Here is a 15,922-nt window from a genome sequence, read left to right as displayed (position 1 = left end):
TTTTTTATTAGAAAGAGAGGTCTTTGCCTTGGTAGAAGTCCAAGACTTTTAGTTTAAAGGTATACTCGTATTTAGCCTGTACAAGATTGGACTGAGCTGAGCGGTAGGTGTTCGCTACAACATTGAAATCTACTGTGTTGATCACGCCACCCTGAAGTCTGAGTTCAGCATTTCGGAAGTTCTTCTCAGAGGCGTTTACCTGCTGGCGGGCGGCCGCATAGCGACGCTGTGCCGCGATGGCATCCACATAGGCCTGCTCGATTGTCTGACGCAGGTTGTTGCGTGCAATATCAGCGTTGAGCTGCGCATTTTGCTGCTGTATCTTAGCGCGCTGTACATTAGTGCGTGCCTGCAAACTGTTCAGGATCGGAATCTGAAGTGACACCCCCACCTGGGTGTTCAGGTTGTCGTCCCACTGACTGAACATTCCGTAGTATTCATCAATACGGCGTGTCTCCACATTGTCAAACCAGAGTGTCTGAGAGGCAGAACCTGTTTCGTTCAGGTATACAACCTGGGGTACTCGGCCTACCACTTCCCTTTCGAGAGCTAATAGTCTGCGGCTGGTGCTGGCATATCTGCTACCTGCACCTGCAAATAGACTCAGGCGAGGGAAGTAAGCTCCACGTGCTAAGCTAAGGCCTGTTTCAGCACTGCGTAAACGTAGGTCTGTCGCGCGAATGGCAGGAAGTGTCTGCAGGGCTACATCGTATACCTGGTTTCCGTCCACAATCACCGGGTTCTCATCGGGCTCCGGAATGTCCGGTATCTCCACCTGAAACTCTTCTGTTGTCGGTATATTCAACAGTTGCATCAGCGTTAGCCTTGATATATCGCGCTGATTCTGTGCCGTAATATAGTTAAGCTCGTCTGTTGCCAGTTGCGACTCCAGATCCAGCACAGCGTTTTCGGCCACGCTGCCAGCTTTCAGAAGGGCTTGTGTACGGGTAAGCTGTTGTCTGGTGAGGTTGCGCTGCAGATCCGACACATTCATCTGCTCGTTGGCAAACAAAATGTTCAGATAGGCGGTTACGATCTGAATTGTAATGTCATTTTGAGCAGAAAGGTAGTCTTGCTCACTTGCCTCGAGATCCAGGCTATTCTGCTTGATTTGATTTACCTGCTGAAAACCTGCAAACAGCGGCAGCGACGCATTGATCGATACGTTGGAAGTACGGGCGTTCTGCGTCTGCAGGCTAAAACTTACCGGGTCCTGAAATGAACCTGTGTTGAAGCTGTAGTTACCATTGGCATTGATACTGGGCAGTCGGGCTGCACGTGACTGGTTCAGGTCAGCCCGGCTTAAATCGCGGTTCAGACTGCTCTGACGCACGTTCAGGTTGTTTGCCTTGGCATACTCAACTGCTTCCTGCAGCGACCATACGCCATCACCTCCTGCACCTTGCTGCTGCGCCATGGCGGAGCCAAAGCCGCCAACTGTTAATCCCAGTGCTAACAAAAGCACCTTGTTTGACATTTTTTTCATAGTATGATTTCTTCTTAAAGGTCGATATTAGGGATGTAAATCACGTGCTTTACCCAACTCAGCTGTTTCAGGTACTCGAGTGTGATAGGTTTGATGCCAGAGTCCATTTCGATGAACTGACGTGCTAACTCATTTCTGCCCTTGCGCGACACGTTCATGGTGGCAATGTTGCAATCATCGTGTGCGATCACGGTTGCGATAAAGGCGATACTGCCTTTCACATCGTCTGCGTCAATGATCAACGTGTGCAGATTGGCCGAGAAGTTTGCCGTAAAACCGTCTACCTCTACAATCTTGATCACGCCGCCACCGCGGCTCTGCCCGATCACTTCTACCTGCCGGTCGCCGGCTTTCAGGTTAAGTTTGATCGTATTGGGGTGCATGGTAGACGCATTGCCAACGGATCGGAAGGTATATTTCAGGCCACGCTCTTTAGCGTGGTCAAAAGCTTCCTTGATGCGTTTATCATCTGTTTTAAAATCTAGCAGGCCGGCTACAATGGCACGGTCAGAGCCGTGGCCCTCGTAGGTTTGGGCAAAGGAATTATAAAAAGTAATGATAGCTTCCTCAGGAGCTGTGCCTAGAACCCGGATGGCTGCACGCGCAATGCGCACTACACCAGCGGTATGGGAGCTTGAGGGGCCAATCATAATGGGTCCTATCATATCAAAGACACTGCTTTTTTCTGCCATGGGGATAAAGCGGGAAAATATCGTAAAACCCAAATTTAACAATTAAGGCTTATTATAACATTTTTTCGCCGTTATATTCTGGTGAATTCTACCAACAGTCGCTTTTGCTCTATCAAAATCGTTATTAGGTCCATAAACTATATGGAATTGCACCGGTTTGGTAAGCATACCAAACACATGATGCTAAAGGGGAAGAAATGGTTGCCTGACTCCGATGGATTTATTTTGGCAGATAATTGTTTTCATGGGAGGAGTGATAAATATGGGATCGTCTTCAAAATCTATGCGATTGTTTTACTTTATTTGTAGGCTAATGGCGTCTCATCAAACCCCATCTGTATAACATGGAGCAACAACCTTTTAAGCCGGAAGTGCTGGAGCAACTCCGCAGACTGGAAGCCAAGTATGTGCCGCTCGGGCAGGATCTGGCCGCCTATCTGGAGGGACTCTACTACACGGATTACCTCAACTATTGGGATTATATTCACCTCGATACCCTGTTGAGTCTGCAGAACCCCCGCACGACCATACCGGATGAAAAGATCTTCATCATGTACCACCAGATCACCGAACTCTACTTTAAGCTGTGTCTGGAAGAGTACCGTCAAATAGGTGAAGACAAAGGAGTTACGGGTGAAGTGCTCTTCAAACGCTTGAAGCGCATCAACCGCTATTTTGAAAACCTGATCGACTCCTTTGACGTGATGGTGGACGGCATGGACCCGAAGCAGTTCCTTCAGTTCCGGATGGCCCTGATGCCAGCCAGTGGTTTCCAGTCGGTGCAGTACCGCATGATCGAGATTGCTTCCACGGAGCTACGTAACCTCACCGATAAAGAGAAACGCAAAGCGCTTGGTTTGCAGAGCACGCACGAGGAACTGATGGGGTGCATCTATTGGAAAGAAGGGGCCACCGAAGTGTCGTCGGGTGCCAAGACCCTCACGCTGATCCGTTTTGAAGAGAAGTATACGCAGCAACTCATTCAGTTTGCGAGGCAGTATGAAAACATGAACGTTTGGGCTGTTTATAAGCGCTTGTCGGAGGAAGAACAGCAAAACCCGCGCCTGATCCGCCAGATGCGTGAGTTGGACAGCAACGTGAACGTGAACTGGCCGCTGATGCATTACAAGTCAGCCGTGCGTTACCTGCAGCGCGACCCTGAGGTGATTGCTGCCACGGGCGGAACCAACTGGCAGAAATACCTGCCTCCCAAGTTCCAGAAGCGTATTTTCTACCCGGAGCTCTGGTCTGAAGAAGAGCTCGGTAACTGGGGGAAAGGCTGGGTTGAGAAAGTGCTGAATGGGGATGTTTAGAATTGTTGATTGCTTATTGTTAATTGTTTACTTCAAAATGATTAAAATTCCCCGATCTGCATTACAATCGATAAGCGTCTAATATAATGGCTCTATCAGTAACTAGAGGCATTTATGGACAAGTGTTGAACAACAATTAACAACCAACAATTGACAATCAATTAAAACTTTAAGGATAAATACCTTACTAACCGTAAATGAAGAAGAAAGAAGTTGAAGTTGTGCTGTCGCCGGAGGTGGCGTACAACGATGAAGTGCTGGAGCTGGAGCTTATTAAATGTGCCGGTGTGAAGCCGGAAGATGTCAAGCATATTCACCGCATTAAGCGGTCTATTGATGCCCGTGGCCGTCAGGTGCTGCTCCGGGTAAGAGCCGATATTTACCTGGATACCCCTCCTGCTGATGTTATCTCGCCAAGGTATAACTACCCTGATGTAAGCAAAGAGAAGAAAGTGATCATTGTAGGCGCTGGCCCTGCCGGTCTGTTTGCGGCTTTGCGCTGCATCGAGCTCGGCCTGAAGCCGATCGTGCTGGAGCGCGGCAAAGATGTTCGCTCCCGTCGCCGTGACCTGGCTGCCATAAACAAGGAGCATATCGTGAATCCTGACTCGAACTATTGTTTTGGGGAAGGCGGAGCCGGTACTTATTCAGACGGCAAGCTCTATACCCGTTCCAAGAAGCGCGGTGATTTGCAGCGTATACTGGAGATCTTTGTGCAGCACGGCGCTACCCGCGACATCTTGTTCGATGCTCATCCGCATATCGGCACGAACAAACTGCCCCGTATCATCACCGCCATCCGTGAAAGTATAGAAGCAGCCGGTGGTGAAGTGCTGTTCGACAAGCGTGTCACCGATTTTATCGTGGAGCAGGACGAGATGAAAGGCGTCGTGACGCAGGATGGACAGGAATATTCCGGCGAAGCCGTAATTCTGGCCACCGGCCACAGCGCCCGGGATATTTTTGAATTACTGCACCAGAAGGGCATTACCATCGAGGCCAAGCCTTTTGCCATGGGTGTGCGTGTAGAGCATCAGCAGCGCCTGATCGACAGCATACAATACAAGTGCGAAGACCGCGGCTGCTGGCTGCCGGCTTCTTCTTATGCGCTGGTACACCAGACGGTATATGACAACAAGCAGCGCGGCATTTTCTCGTTCTGCATGTGTCCGGGTGGTTTTATTGTACCTTCTGCCACAGCTCCCGGCGAAGTGGTGGTAAATGGCATGTCGCCAAGCCGCCGCGATTCTAGGTTTGCCAATTCAGGCATCGTCGTGGCGATCGAGCTGGAAGACATGGAGCTTGACAAGTACGGACCGCTTGCCGGACTGCGTATGCAGGAAGAACTTGAACGCAAGGCCTGTGAAATGGCCGGTGGCACACAGAAAGCCCCTGCTCAGCTCCTCCTCGACTTCACCCGTCAGAAAACTGGTGGCGCCCTGCTGGAGACCTCTTACCAACCTGGCCTGACGCCTGTAGACATGAACAAACTGTTCTCCCCTGCGATGGCTTATCGTCTGCGGGAAGGATTCAAGGCGTTTGGCAACAAGATGCGCGGTTACCTGAGTAACGACGCTCAGATCATTGGGGTCGAAAGCCGTACCTCCTCCCCTGTGCGTATACCACGCGACAGAGAGACGCTGGAGCACGTGCAGATCAGGAACCTATACCCTTGTGCTGAAGGTGCCGGTTACGCAGGTGGTATTGTGTCAGCGGCGATGGACGGGGAGCGTTGTGCCGAAAAAATTGCGGCCAAGGTGCTCTGACAGGTATAGTCAATTGGTTTGTAACGGTTTTATAACTGATTGCCCTGTAACGTTTCAGCACGTATAGCGGTTAAATAGAAGGAGCAAAATATCTGAACTATGAAAAAGACACTTGTTTTAGGTGCTACCGATAATCCTTCCCGCTTTGCCTACAAGGCCATACACCGTTTGCAACAGCACGGTCATGAAGTAGTGCCGGTGGGTATTCGCAAAGGAGAGGTCGGCGGCCAGCCCATTATTACTGATAAAGAAAAGAAGATTGAAGGAGTAGATACGGTGACCCTGTATGTGGGACCGCAGAACCAGCCTACCTGGTATGATTATATTCTGTCTGTAAAGCCGAAGCGCATTATCTTTAATCCGGGTACTGAAAACCGCGAACTGGAGCAAATGGCTGAGGATGCAGGCATAGAAACCATGCACCATTGCACGCTGGTGATGCTGGCTTCCAGCACCTATTAAAATTTTCTCAATTTTTTTTGAGAGGCTGTAACCTCCGAAAAAGTCGGGCGTATAATCCAATATAATCAAAGTTTGCAGATGGCATTTGTTGTCTATGCGATCTTTAGAAAAAGGGATCTTTTAAGAGATCCCTTTTTTGTTTTATAGCGATTTGTGGCTCGGGAACGGATATTTTGCCTTGCATGCTATTTGCCCCTCAACTCCTACGCTTCTCTTCTCAAGACCTCCAGCGGCGGTCTGTTCAACACACCTCGGCTATTGAGCAAGCCAACTGCCACGGTAAGCAGCGTTACCAGCACAAAGATGACCAGCAAAGGCCAGAGCACTGGCACAAACTCCATCTCAAAGCTGAATACGGCAAGTGCCCATGCGGCGCCAAAGGCAATCACGCAACCCACAGCGGCAGCCAGTATTCCTAGCATAGCGTACTCCATCAGCGTTATACCTAGTATCTGCTTTTTGTTGGCCCCAAGAGTACGCAGGAGTACACTCTCCTGCACCCGCTGAAATTTACTCACATTCACAGAACCCACCAGCACCAGTAAACCTGTGAAAATACTGAAGAGCGCCATGAACTGAATAACAAATGAGATCTGGCTGACCACTTCCTCCAGGGTGCGCAGAATCAGGTCGAGTCCAATGGCAGATACGTTTGGAAAGGCCTCCACCACCCGGCGCTGGAACTGGGCTGCCTGCTGTTCGTTGTCACTGCGGGTCATCAGCACATGGAATTGCGGGGCTTCTTCCAGCACACCTTCAGGAAACAGCACCTGAAAGTTTGTCTGCACCCGGTTCCAGTCAACCCGTCGAATATGCGCAACCCGTGCAGGTATAGTTGCCCCCTGTACATTGTACAGCAACGAGTCTCCTACCTTCACTTTTATTCGCTCAGCATAGCGTTCCTCCAAGGACACAGGCACTCTGCCACTGCCACCATACTGATTTTCACTCCAACTACCCTCCTGTGTTTTCTCTGAATCGCTGAGGTGGTCGCGATAAGTCACGCGGTATTCCCTTGTGAAGTTCCAGGGTCTGATCTCCAGTGTGGTGTCTTTGCGGACATCGGCTAGTGTCAGGTTATTAATCTGCTCCAGCCGCACTGTCACAATTGGATCAAAGTACAGGATCGGGAGCCCCTCCTGTTTTGTCAGGTCAGCCACCTGCTCGCGCTGTGCATTCTGAATGTCGAATAAAACGAGATTTGGCTGATCTTCAGTACCGGAAAGCGACACTTCGCTCAGCAGCGTGCGCTGTACCATAAAGAGCGTGCCGATCAGGGCTGTGCCTAAACCGATAGAAACCACCAGTAACAAGGTCTGGTTGTTTGGCCGGTACAAATTGGCCAGTCCCTGCCGCCAAATGTAGCCCCAGTGCGACGGGAAGAAGCGTTTAACGGTCCAGGACAAGCCTTTAGCGAGCAGAGCCAGTACCAGGAAGGCAGCAATGACGCCGCCTGTGAAGTATAAGGCCTGCCACCAGGTGCCCATCTGCCATCGGGAAAATATAACGACAAATGCCAGTATAAGGCCATATACCGCCCAACGGAGCGGGTCTTTCTGGTTGGTCAGGTGCTCCACCGTAGCACGCAAAGTAATCAGTGGCGATACCTGCCGAATGCTTAACAGCGGCAGCAGCGCAAAGAGCACCGACACGACCACACCCAAAAGTATTCCTTGTGCAGCGGCTGTGACTGAAAAATAAGCGTCTACTGATACCGGCAGGAAAGAGCCGAACAGCTCGGGCAGAACCAGTTGCACTACGCTGCCTAATGCCGCACCGGCAAGTCCACCCAGCAAGCCCATACCCATTACCTGGAACAGGTATACCAGAAAGGCCTGTTTGCCGCTCATACCCAGGCAGCGAAGTATACCTATAGTCGACAGCTTGTCGCGCATGTACACGTGCACGGCACTCGCCACCCCTACACAGCCCAGCAGCAGGGCCACAAAGCCTACCAGCGCCAGAAAACGGGCCAGTTCGTCATAAGAGCGGCCCATACTCTTTTTGCGGGTTTCCACGGTGTCGTAAAACATACCTAACTCCTCAAACCGCGGATCCAGCCTGTTGCCGAGCGTATCGGGCTGTACATTATCGTTGAGGTCGTAGTAATAATAGTAAGAAACCCGGCTGCCGCGCTGTATCAGGCCGGTTTCGGGCAGGTATTGTCTGGGTATATACACGACAGGCGCTACGGCAGCCGTCATGGCTGTCTGGCCGGGGATGCGGTGCAGGGCTCCTTCGATGGCAAAGGTTAGTGCCCCCACCCGGATCGAGTCGCCGGGCTGGGCCTCGTACTGCAGCATCAGGTTGTAGTCCACAAGCGCTCTTCTGTCTTCACGGAAGGTACGGCTGGCTTCTACCGGGACGGTCTCAATGGCTCCGAAATAAGGAAACTCCCCTTCCAGCGCCCGTACCTGCACAAGTCTGGTGTCGTTGCTCTTCACAAAGTATACCATCGACATCATGCGGTTCTCGTCAGAGCGCTTACCCAGTGTGCTCACCGAGTCAATCAGGGCCATGGAAAGCGAGTCGGGTTCTTTGTTCATGCCCATCACGAGATCAGCACCGATCAGGCCACGGGCTTTTTCGTCGATAGCGACCTGCAGACTGTCGCGGAACGAGTTGATGGCCACCAGCGCGGCTATACCCAGCACAATGGACGAAAGGAACAGCACCAGCCTGCCCCGGCTGCGACGGGTATCGCGCCAGGCCATCTTGAGCAGCCAGGGTATGTGCAGTTTCGGTTTATCCGGATTTGGCTTGTTGTCAGACAAGGTATACTTGATGTTTAGTGAGGTAAAAGGTTATGAACTTGATGCTTAAACCTTATGAAAGGTTGGAGTCCTCGGGCTGGTGAACCGTTTCAGGAGCCCCTGTATCCGACACCACATGCCCGCCCTTGATGCGAATAATGCGTTGCGTCTTTTCGGCCAACTCCAGGTCGTGGGTTACGAGTACCAAGGTAGTACCCGCTTCGCGATTGAGGTCGAACAGCAGCCTTTCTACTTTATCGCCGGTCTCCTCGTCCAGGTTTCCGGTCGGCTCATCGGCAAAGAGAATGGTGGGTCGGTTGGAGAAAGCCCTTGCAAGAGACACCCGCTGCTGCTCCCCTCCTGAGAGTTGTGTCGGGTAATGGTCGTGGCGCTCGGCCAATCCCACCCGGGCCAGTAGGTCCATGGCTTCCCGCTGCACATTGCGTTCACCGCGCAGCTCCAGCGGCACCATCACGTTTTCGAGCGCTGTGAGCGTAGGGATCAGCTGAAAGTTCTGAAAAATGAAGCCCACGTACTGGTTGCGTACCTGCGCCCGTGCGTCTTCACTCAGGTTGTCAAGTTGCACGCCGTTGAGGATCACAGAGCCGCTACTGGCCCGGTCGAGTCCGGCACAGAGGCCCAGCAAGGTGGTTTTGCCGCTTCCGGATGGTCCCACGATCGCGCAGGTGTCTCCGGCCTGCAGCGTAAAGTTGATGCCCTCCAGCACCGTCAGGTGGCGGTCGCCGCTGTCGTAGGTTTTCTTCAGGTTATTGATTTCTAGTATAGTAGACACGTAGGTAGTGTTTTTATGAAATGTAACGACAGGTATAGCGCAGTAGGTATAGCTACCGCTGCACTATTCCCGAACCTAATAACTTATACTGGTCGTTATAGGTTTTAAGATTGATAGAACTAAATTTAGCAAAAAATAAGCTACATGAACAAAACGAGCAAGTATATCTCCTTATTCCTAGCCCTCTTCCTTACCCTGTCGGGCTGCGATCAGGCCACTACCACTGAGCAGGTGGCAACAGAACAGCAGGCACAATCCGACACCACTACAACTGCTGAAGCCCAGAAAAACGAGCGTATCAAGACTATTGTATTCTTCGGTAACAGCCTTACTGCCGGCTACGGACTGGAGCCGGACCAGGCCTTCCCGGCGCTGATCCAGGAGCGAATTGATTCCCTTGGACTGCCCTATAAAGCCGTAAATGCTGGACTAAGCGGTGAAACCTCAGCCGGTGGCAAAAGCCGCATTGACTGGTTGCTGAAACAACCAATCGACGTGTTTGTGCTGGAGTTGGGTGCGAATGACGGCCTGAGAGGTATAGACCCAGCCTCCACGTATGATAACCTTGGCACAATCATCGATAAGGTGCGGGAAAAGAATCCGGAGGCAGAGATCATTCTGGCAGGTATGCAAATGCCGCCGAGCATGGGACAGCGCTATACCCAGGAGTTTCAGCAAGTGTTCACGCGTTTGGCCGAGGACAAAGACGTAGCGCTTATACCTTTCCTGCTGGAAGGCGTGGCAGGAGACCGGGCACTCAACCAAGGCGATGGCATTCACCCGACTGTAGAGGGGCAGCGGATACTGGCAGATAATGTGTGGGCCGTACTGGAGCCAATTTTAGTGGCTAAACGAGCCTCCTAGGCAGCTTTTTGAAATTTTTTAAAATTATTTTCAACGATTTGTAACCTTTAGGCATGCTGATTGCGTATAAAAGCATGGCTAAAAGTTGAAAGTTTAATTAATAATTAATCCTTTCAAAAAATAACAGCGCCGGTCCCTTTATTGGAGCCGGCGCTGTATTTTTTTACATCGGTTCTATACCTGTTACTCTTCCGCCACTTCCGATTTCATCTTCTCGGCCAGTACATAGTAGGCGCCTTTGGTAACCACCTGCGCCGTGGCTGGCATCTCTTTCATAGGCTTTACTTCCATAAAGCCGTTTTCGGTTATACCTGTCTCCACTTCCTGCATGCGAAACGTCGTAGGACCTTCTTTCACAAAAACGTAGTGCTTGCCCTTGTAGCGTACCACCGACTCCTCGGGCAGCGCGGGCAGTTCCTGCTTCCCGGCCATAATCTGGGCATTCACATACATGCCCGGCAACAGGTTGGCATTTTTGTTATTCTCCAACTCAGCATGCACGGTTACCATGCGGGAATCCCCCTCAAATGCCCTGCCCAGGGCGAAGATCTCCGCCTCCAATGGCTCACCGGCCACGTTTGGCATGGTAAACAGTACTTTCTGACCCTCTTTCATTTTGCTGAAGTCCCGCTCGAACACGCTGAGCTCTAAGTGCAGGTGGTGGTTGTTCACGAGCTCGAACATCTGCTGGCCCGGCTGCGCATAAGAGCCCATATTCACGTCGATGACGCGCACATAGCCACTGATGGGCGCCGTAATGTCCATGGTGGAGGTGATCTGTCCTGCTTCCACGTTTTTAGGCGATATGCCCATGGCAGACAGGTGGGTGGCGAGTGCCTTCAACCGTGCCCGTTGCACCTGCACATCTGACTCGGCCTGTTCAAAGCGCTTGCGGGAGCCCACCTGCTCTTCATTAAGCGTACGCTGGCGATCGTAGTCCTGCTCGGCAAAACGCAGCTGATTGCGGGTGGTCAGGTATTCTTCCTGCAGCTTGATCAGCTCCGGGTTCTGGATTGTGGCCAGCACCTTGCCTTTCTGCACGTACTCCCCTTCTTTTACAGGTATAGAGCGCACTACACCTCCCATCAAAGGGTTGATACTGGCTTTGTTCTGCGGCGGTAGTTGAAGTTGTCCGTTAGCTGTCACGCGGGCCGAAAGCGACTTGTTTTCGATTGTACCAAGTTCAATGCCGCCAACTTTTTGCTGCGCTTCAGAAAAAGAAACGACAAAGGGTGATACGCTCGTGGCAGCTTCCGTTGTAGCAGCCTCTGGTTCCTCGGCAGGTGCCTGTTTAGAGCATGCCGCCAGACTGAGCAGTGCGCACAGGGCGATGATTTTTATGTTGTATGCTGTCATGTTATTCTATTCCTGCAGTAAATTCTAAACTGATAATGGTTTGGTTGTAATCGCGGAGAGCGTTCAAGTAATTATTGCGGAGCTGGTACGCCTGGTCGAGCGCCTGCACATACTCCACATAATCGATGTCGCCGGTGCGGAAGCTGAGTTCAGCGGCCTTGTTCATCTGGTCGGCCTGGCGTAGCGCTCCCTGCTCAAAGAATGCCAGGGTGTTGCCATGTTTCTGCAGCTCCTGCGCCAGGTTCTGCAGCTCGGTCAAAAGCATCTGCTGCTGATACCGCACCTGGCTCTTCACGGCCTCTTCGTTCATTTTAGCCGCCTTGATGCGCGACCGCTGTGCCCCGAACCAGAGCGGAACGGCTATACCTACCTCGTAACCCGTAAAGCGGTCACCGGAGTTGTATATCCGGTTCGGGTTCTCGCGTGGTGCCTCTCCTACAAAGGTTTGGTTGAAGTAGCCGACTGTAAAGTCCGGCAGCAGACGTGATTGCTCCAGTTGTTTCTGTCGCTCGGCCACCTGCGTCGCACTTTGCAGAAAGGCCATGTAAGGATTAGCGGCTAAAGCGGCACTGTCAGCCTGCAAAATCAATTCCCGTTTGCTCAGTCTCTCCTCTTCAAATTGCAATGGCTCCTGTGCCTGCAAAAGTTGTCGGAGTCGACGTTCGGCTATCTGCTGGTCGGCCTGCGCTTGCTGCAGCTCTGTTTTTATACCTAAGCTGCGGGTCTCGGCTGTGGCCTGCTCCAAATAGCCTGTTTCCCCTGTTTTAAAGCGGATGGTGGCTGCTCTGGTGAAACGCCCATACAGGCTGTCCTGTTGCTGTAGCAGGCGCAGGCGCTCGTTGTGGTACTGTAGCAGGTACCAGGCCTGCTTTACATCCCGGATCAGTTCCCGCTCCACGATCTGCTTTTGCGCTTCAGCCTGTTGGATGGTGGCGTCAGCCAGGCGTGCCTGATCGCGGTATACCGTCGGGAAGGCAAACTGCTGGGAAGCAGAGATGTATTCATCCTGATTGAGGGTGCTGATCTGGCCCCTGCTGTAGGACAGGTTGGTCTTTGGCAGGTCGGTCGCCGCACCACGCAGGGCCTGCTCGCGCTCCACACCATAAGCTGCACTCTTCAAGCCGAGGTTGTGCTCCCGGGCATAGTTGATACTCTGCTGCAGGTTCAGCGGTCCTTGGGATGACTGCGCTATACCCTGTGCCGGATAAAGCAGAGTGCCAGCTACCAGAAGCAAGGAAATCAGGTGGGCCGGTACAGGCTTGCGTTGTATCTCCTCTTCACTATACTTTTCATTTGAAGAGAAAATATAATAGAGCACAGGCAGTACTACGAGTGTCAGCAAAGTAGAGGTAAACAGTCCTCCGATCACGACGGTAGCCAGCGGACGCTGCACCTCTGCGCCGGCAGAACCGGAAAGGGCCATCGGCAGGAAGCCCAGCGCGGCCACTGATGCCGTCATCAGTACCGGGCGCAGACGAACACTCGTGCCGAGCAGCACCCGTTCGTAGACATCAGTCATACCTTCCCGTTTGAGCTGGTTAAAGTAGCCGATCAGTACGATGCCGTTCAGCACTGCCACTCCAAACAAGGCGATAAAGCCCACGCCTGCCGAGATACTGAAAGGCATGTCGCGCAGCCAGAGCGCAAAGATGCCGCCGATCGCTGACAAAGGTATAGCGGTGAAAATAAGCAGACTTTGCTTGACGGACTTAAAGGCAAAGTATAAGAGCAGCAGAATCAGCAGAAGTGCTGCTGGTACGGCAACCGAAAGTCGTTGTTTGGCATGTATAAGATTTTCGAACTGACCGCCGTAGGTAATAAAATAGCCAGCCGGAAGGGGCAGTTCACGGTTCAGCTTACCCTGTATCTCGGTTACAATCGACTCCACATCCCGCTCACGCACGTTGAAGCCCACCACAATACGGCGACGTCCTTCTTCGCGGGAGATCTGCATCGGTCCTTCTTCAAAGCGAATGTCTGCTACCTGTTGCAAGGGCACTTGCCCACCTTGCGGGAGACCTACAAACAGGTTCTCTATGTCATTGAGATCACTGCGGGAGCCTCCTTCCATGCGTACGACCAGGTCGAAGCGGCGGTCACCTTCGTAGATGGCACCGGCAGCCTGTCCGGCAAAGGCCGTGCGGAGCACTGCGTTCACGTCAGCCACCTGCAAGCCATACTGCGACATGCGTGCGCGGTTATAGTCCACCACGATCTGTGGCAGCCCTGTCACCTCTTCCACATAAATGTCCTGCACACCGGCTACGGGAGCGATCAGTTTATCAACCTGATCGGCCAGCTCTGAAAGCTGGTCCAGGTCCTCCCCAAATATCTTAATGGCCACATCCTGACGCGCACCGGTCATGAGTTCGTTGAAGCGCAGCTGGATCGGCTGCTGGAAGCCGTAGTTCACACCTGGCAACACTTTCAGGGCCTCGTCCATTTTGGCGGCCAGTTCCTGGCGGGTGCTGGCGCTGGTCCACTCGTCTTTGTCCTTGAGCAGGATCATGACGTCGGCGGCCTCTATCGGCATCGGGTCTGTTGGGATCTCAGCGGTCCCTATCTTGCCGATCACCTCCGTTACCTCCGGGAACTGCGTCAGCAGAATTTCGCTGGCTTTGGTGGTTGTTTCGATGGTCTGGCTGAGGGAAGCACCTGGTACCAGGCGCAAATCCATGGCAAAGTCACCTTCTTCCAGGTCAGGCAAGAACTCCCCGCCCATGCGGCTGAACACAAACAAACTGAAGGCAAACAAAACAAGTGCCGCCCCAATAACCAGTGCTTTGCTGCGCAGGGCAAAGGTGATCACCGGACGATATACCCGCTCCAGAAAGCCCATGATCCGGTCCGAAATGTTCGGCTTGTGCTTGGTGGTCTTGCTCAACAAGAGAGTCGATACCATCGGTACATAAGTAAGCGACAGGATGAAAGCGCCCATAATGGCGAAGCTCACGGTCTGCGCCATCGGCTTGAACATCTTGCCCTCAATCCCTACCAGTGCCATAATCGGCAGGTATACGATCAGGATGATGAGCATACCGAAGGCGGCTGAGTTCATGATATTGGAAGCGGCACTTTTCACTTCCAGGTCCATCTCTTTTTGGGTCAGGCGGCGCAGCGGCAGGTCCTTGTTCTTGACCACAATGAAGTGCAGCACGCCTTCTACAATGATCACGGCACCATCCACTATAAGCCCGAAGTCGATCGCACCCAGACTCATCAAATTGCCTGACACGCCAAATACGTTCATCATGCCCAGCGCAAAGAGCATGGACAAAGGTATAACCGAGGCCACGACCAGTCCTGCCCGCAGGTTACCCAGCAAAAGCACCAGTACAAAGATCACAATCAGGCCACCTTCGATGAGGTTGGTTGCCACGGTGTTGATCGCTTTCCCTACCAGGTCACTGCGGTCGAGATAAGCTTCAATCACCAGGCCTTCCGGTAGTGAAGACTGTATGCTGGCTACTTTATCCTGCACGTTTTTGATCACTTCAGACGAACTGGCTCCTTTCAGCATCAGCACGATGCCTCCGACCACTTCGCCTTCGGTATTGCGGGTGAGGGCGCCATACCTAACCGGGTGGCCGTACTGTACCTGTGCCACGTCACGGACAAGCACAGGCATGCCATTTCGGTTGGAAACCACGATCTTCTCGATGTCCTCCAGGGTGCTTACCAATCCGAGGCCTCGGATAAACAGGGCACTCTGGTTTTTTTCGATGTAGGCAGCGCCCGTATTCTCGTTGTTCTGCTCCAGCGCTCCGATCACATCCGTCACGGTCAGGTTCATGCTGCGGAGACTGGCCGGGTTTACGGCTACTTCATACTCTTTCAGGAAGCCGCCAAAGCTGCTAACATCGGCCACGCCGGGCGTGCCGAGCAACTGCCGGCGCACGATCCAGTCCTGGATGGTGCGGAGTTCAGTTGGGCTGTATTTTTTACCACTTTCCGGATCTGTTACCAGCACATACTGATAGATCTCGCCCAGGCCGGTGGTAACGGGTGCCAGTTCCGGCGTTCCCATTTGCTCTGGTATCTGCCTGCTGGCCTCACCCAGTCGCTCGGTGATCATTTGCCGGGCCAGGTATTGATCCACCTCGTCTTTAAACACGACTGTGATCACAGAAAGACCGAAGCGCGATACAGAGCGCATCTCGATTACATCCGGCACGTTGGCCAAAGCCATTTCAATGGGTGTGGTAATAAAGCGCTCGACTTCCTGGGCGGCGAGTGTCGGCGATGAGGTGACCACCTGCACCTGGTTATTGGTGATGTCAGGCACGGCGTCAACGGGCAGCTGCGTCAGGGAATAGGTTCCCCAGACAATAAGCGCCAGCACCATGAGCCCTACCACCAGTTTGTTATTTATCGAAAAGTCGATGATTTTATTAAACATGGTAAGCTTGATTTAAATCAATAGAAATAGGTATGCAG

Annotated in this window: 10 protein-coding genes; 4 read left to right on the top strand and 6 right to left on the bottom strand. The window is 52.5% G+C overall.

Annotated elements, in window-relative coordinates:
• Positions 1–7 precede the first annotated feature (7 nt).
• Positions 8–1,486: a TolC family protein gene (locus tag AC5FXQ_RS17720; protein ID WP_493603751.1), complete on the bottom strand. Its 1,479-nt coding sequence runs from the start codon at positions 1,484–1,486 to the stop codon at positions 8–10.
• A gap of 14 nt (positions 1,487–1,500) precedes the next feature.
• Positions 1,501–2,178, bottom strand: a complete 678-nt coding sequence (gene sdaAB / locus AC5FXQ_RS17715) for an L-serine ammonia-lyase, iron-sulfur-dependent subunit beta (protein ID WP_493603750.1) — start codon at positions 2,176–2,178, stop codon at positions 1,501–1,503.
• 344 nt (positions 2,179–2,522) lie between these two features.
• Between sdaAB and AC5FXQ_RS17710 the strand changes: the two genes are divergently transcribed.
• The 3 genes from AC5FXQ_RS17710 to AC5FXQ_RS17700 all read left to right on the top strand — a co-directional run bounded on the left by AC5FXQ_RS17710 (position 2,523) and on the right by AC5FXQ_RS17700 (position 5,719).
• A complete protein-coding gene (locus AC5FXQ_RS17710; protein ID WP_493603749.1) occupies positions 2,523–3,491 on the top strand; it encodes a tryptophan 2,3-dioxygenase family protein in 969 nt (322 codons plus the stop codon).
• Between the two features lie 197 nt (positions 3,492–3,688).
• Positions 3,689–5,257 carry an NAD(P)/FAD-dependent oxidoreductase gene (locus tag AC5FXQ_RS17705; RefSeq protein ID WP_493603748.1) on the top strand — a complete coding sequence of 523 codons (1,569 nt, stop codon included), beginning with the start codon at positions 3,689–3,691 and terminating at the stop codon, positions 5,255–5,257.
• Between the two features lie 99 nt (positions 5,258–5,356).
• Positions 5,357–5,719 carry a CoA-binding protein gene (locus AC5FXQ_RS17700; RefSeq protein WP_493603747.1) on the top strand — a complete coding sequence of 121 codons (363 nt, stop codon included), beginning with the start codon at positions 5,357–5,359 and terminating at the stop codon, positions 5,717–5,719.
• A gap of 203 nt (positions 5,720–5,922) precedes the next feature.
• On the opposite strand, the gene AC5FXQ_RS17695 is transcribed toward AC5FXQ_RS17700, so the two are convergent.
• Both AC5FXQ_RS17695 and AC5FXQ_RS17690 read right to left on the bottom strand, forming a co-directional pair.
• Positions 5,923–8,433: an ABC transporter permease gene (locus tag AC5FXQ_RS17695; RefSeq protein WP_493603840.1), complete on the bottom strand. Its 2,511-nt coding sequence runs from the start codon at positions 8,431–8,433 to the stop codon at positions 5,923–5,925.
• Between the two features lie 112 nt (positions 8,434–8,545).
• On the bottom strand, positions 8,546–9,265 hold the full coding sequence (locus tag AC5FXQ_RS17690) for an ABC transporter ATP-binding protein (RefSeq protein WP_493603746.1): 720 nt from the start codon (positions 9,263–9,265) through the stop codon (positions 8,546–8,548).
• Between the two features lie 144 nt (positions 9,266–9,409).
• Between AC5FXQ_RS17690 and AC5FXQ_RS17685 the strand changes: the two genes are divergently transcribed.
• A complete protein-coding gene (locus AC5FXQ_RS17685) occupies positions 9,410–10,129 on the top strand; it encodes an arylesterase (protein ID WP_493603745.1) in 720 nt (239 codons plus the stop codon).
• A gap of 183 nt (positions 10,130–10,312) precedes the next feature.
• Here the strand turns inward: AC5FXQ_RS17685 and AC5FXQ_RS17680 are convergent, their stop codons facing one another.
• Together AC5FXQ_RS17680 and AC5FXQ_RS17675 are read right to left on the bottom strand one after the other, a co-directional pair.
• The gene (locus AC5FXQ_RS17680) at positions 10,313–11,485 is read right to left on the bottom strand and encodes an efflux RND transporter periplasmic adaptor subunit (protein WP_493603744.1); all 1,173 of its coding nucleotides are present in this window, start codon (positions 11,483–11,485) and stop codon (positions 10,313–10,315) included.
• A 1-nt stretch (position 11,486) separates the two neighbouring features.
• Positions 11,487–15,884, bottom strand: a complete 4,398-nt coding sequence (locus AC5FXQ_RS17675) for a CusA/CzcA family heavy metal efflux RND transporter (protein WP_493603743.1) — start codon at positions 15,882–15,884, stop codon at positions 11,487–11,489.
• Positions 15,885–15,922: the final 38 nt, after the last annotated feature.

The organism is Pontibacter sp. LHS1 (assembly GCF_058932855.1).
Note: the sequence above shows the minus strand (reverse complement) of the source record. Positions and strands in the feature narration are given on the sequence as shown.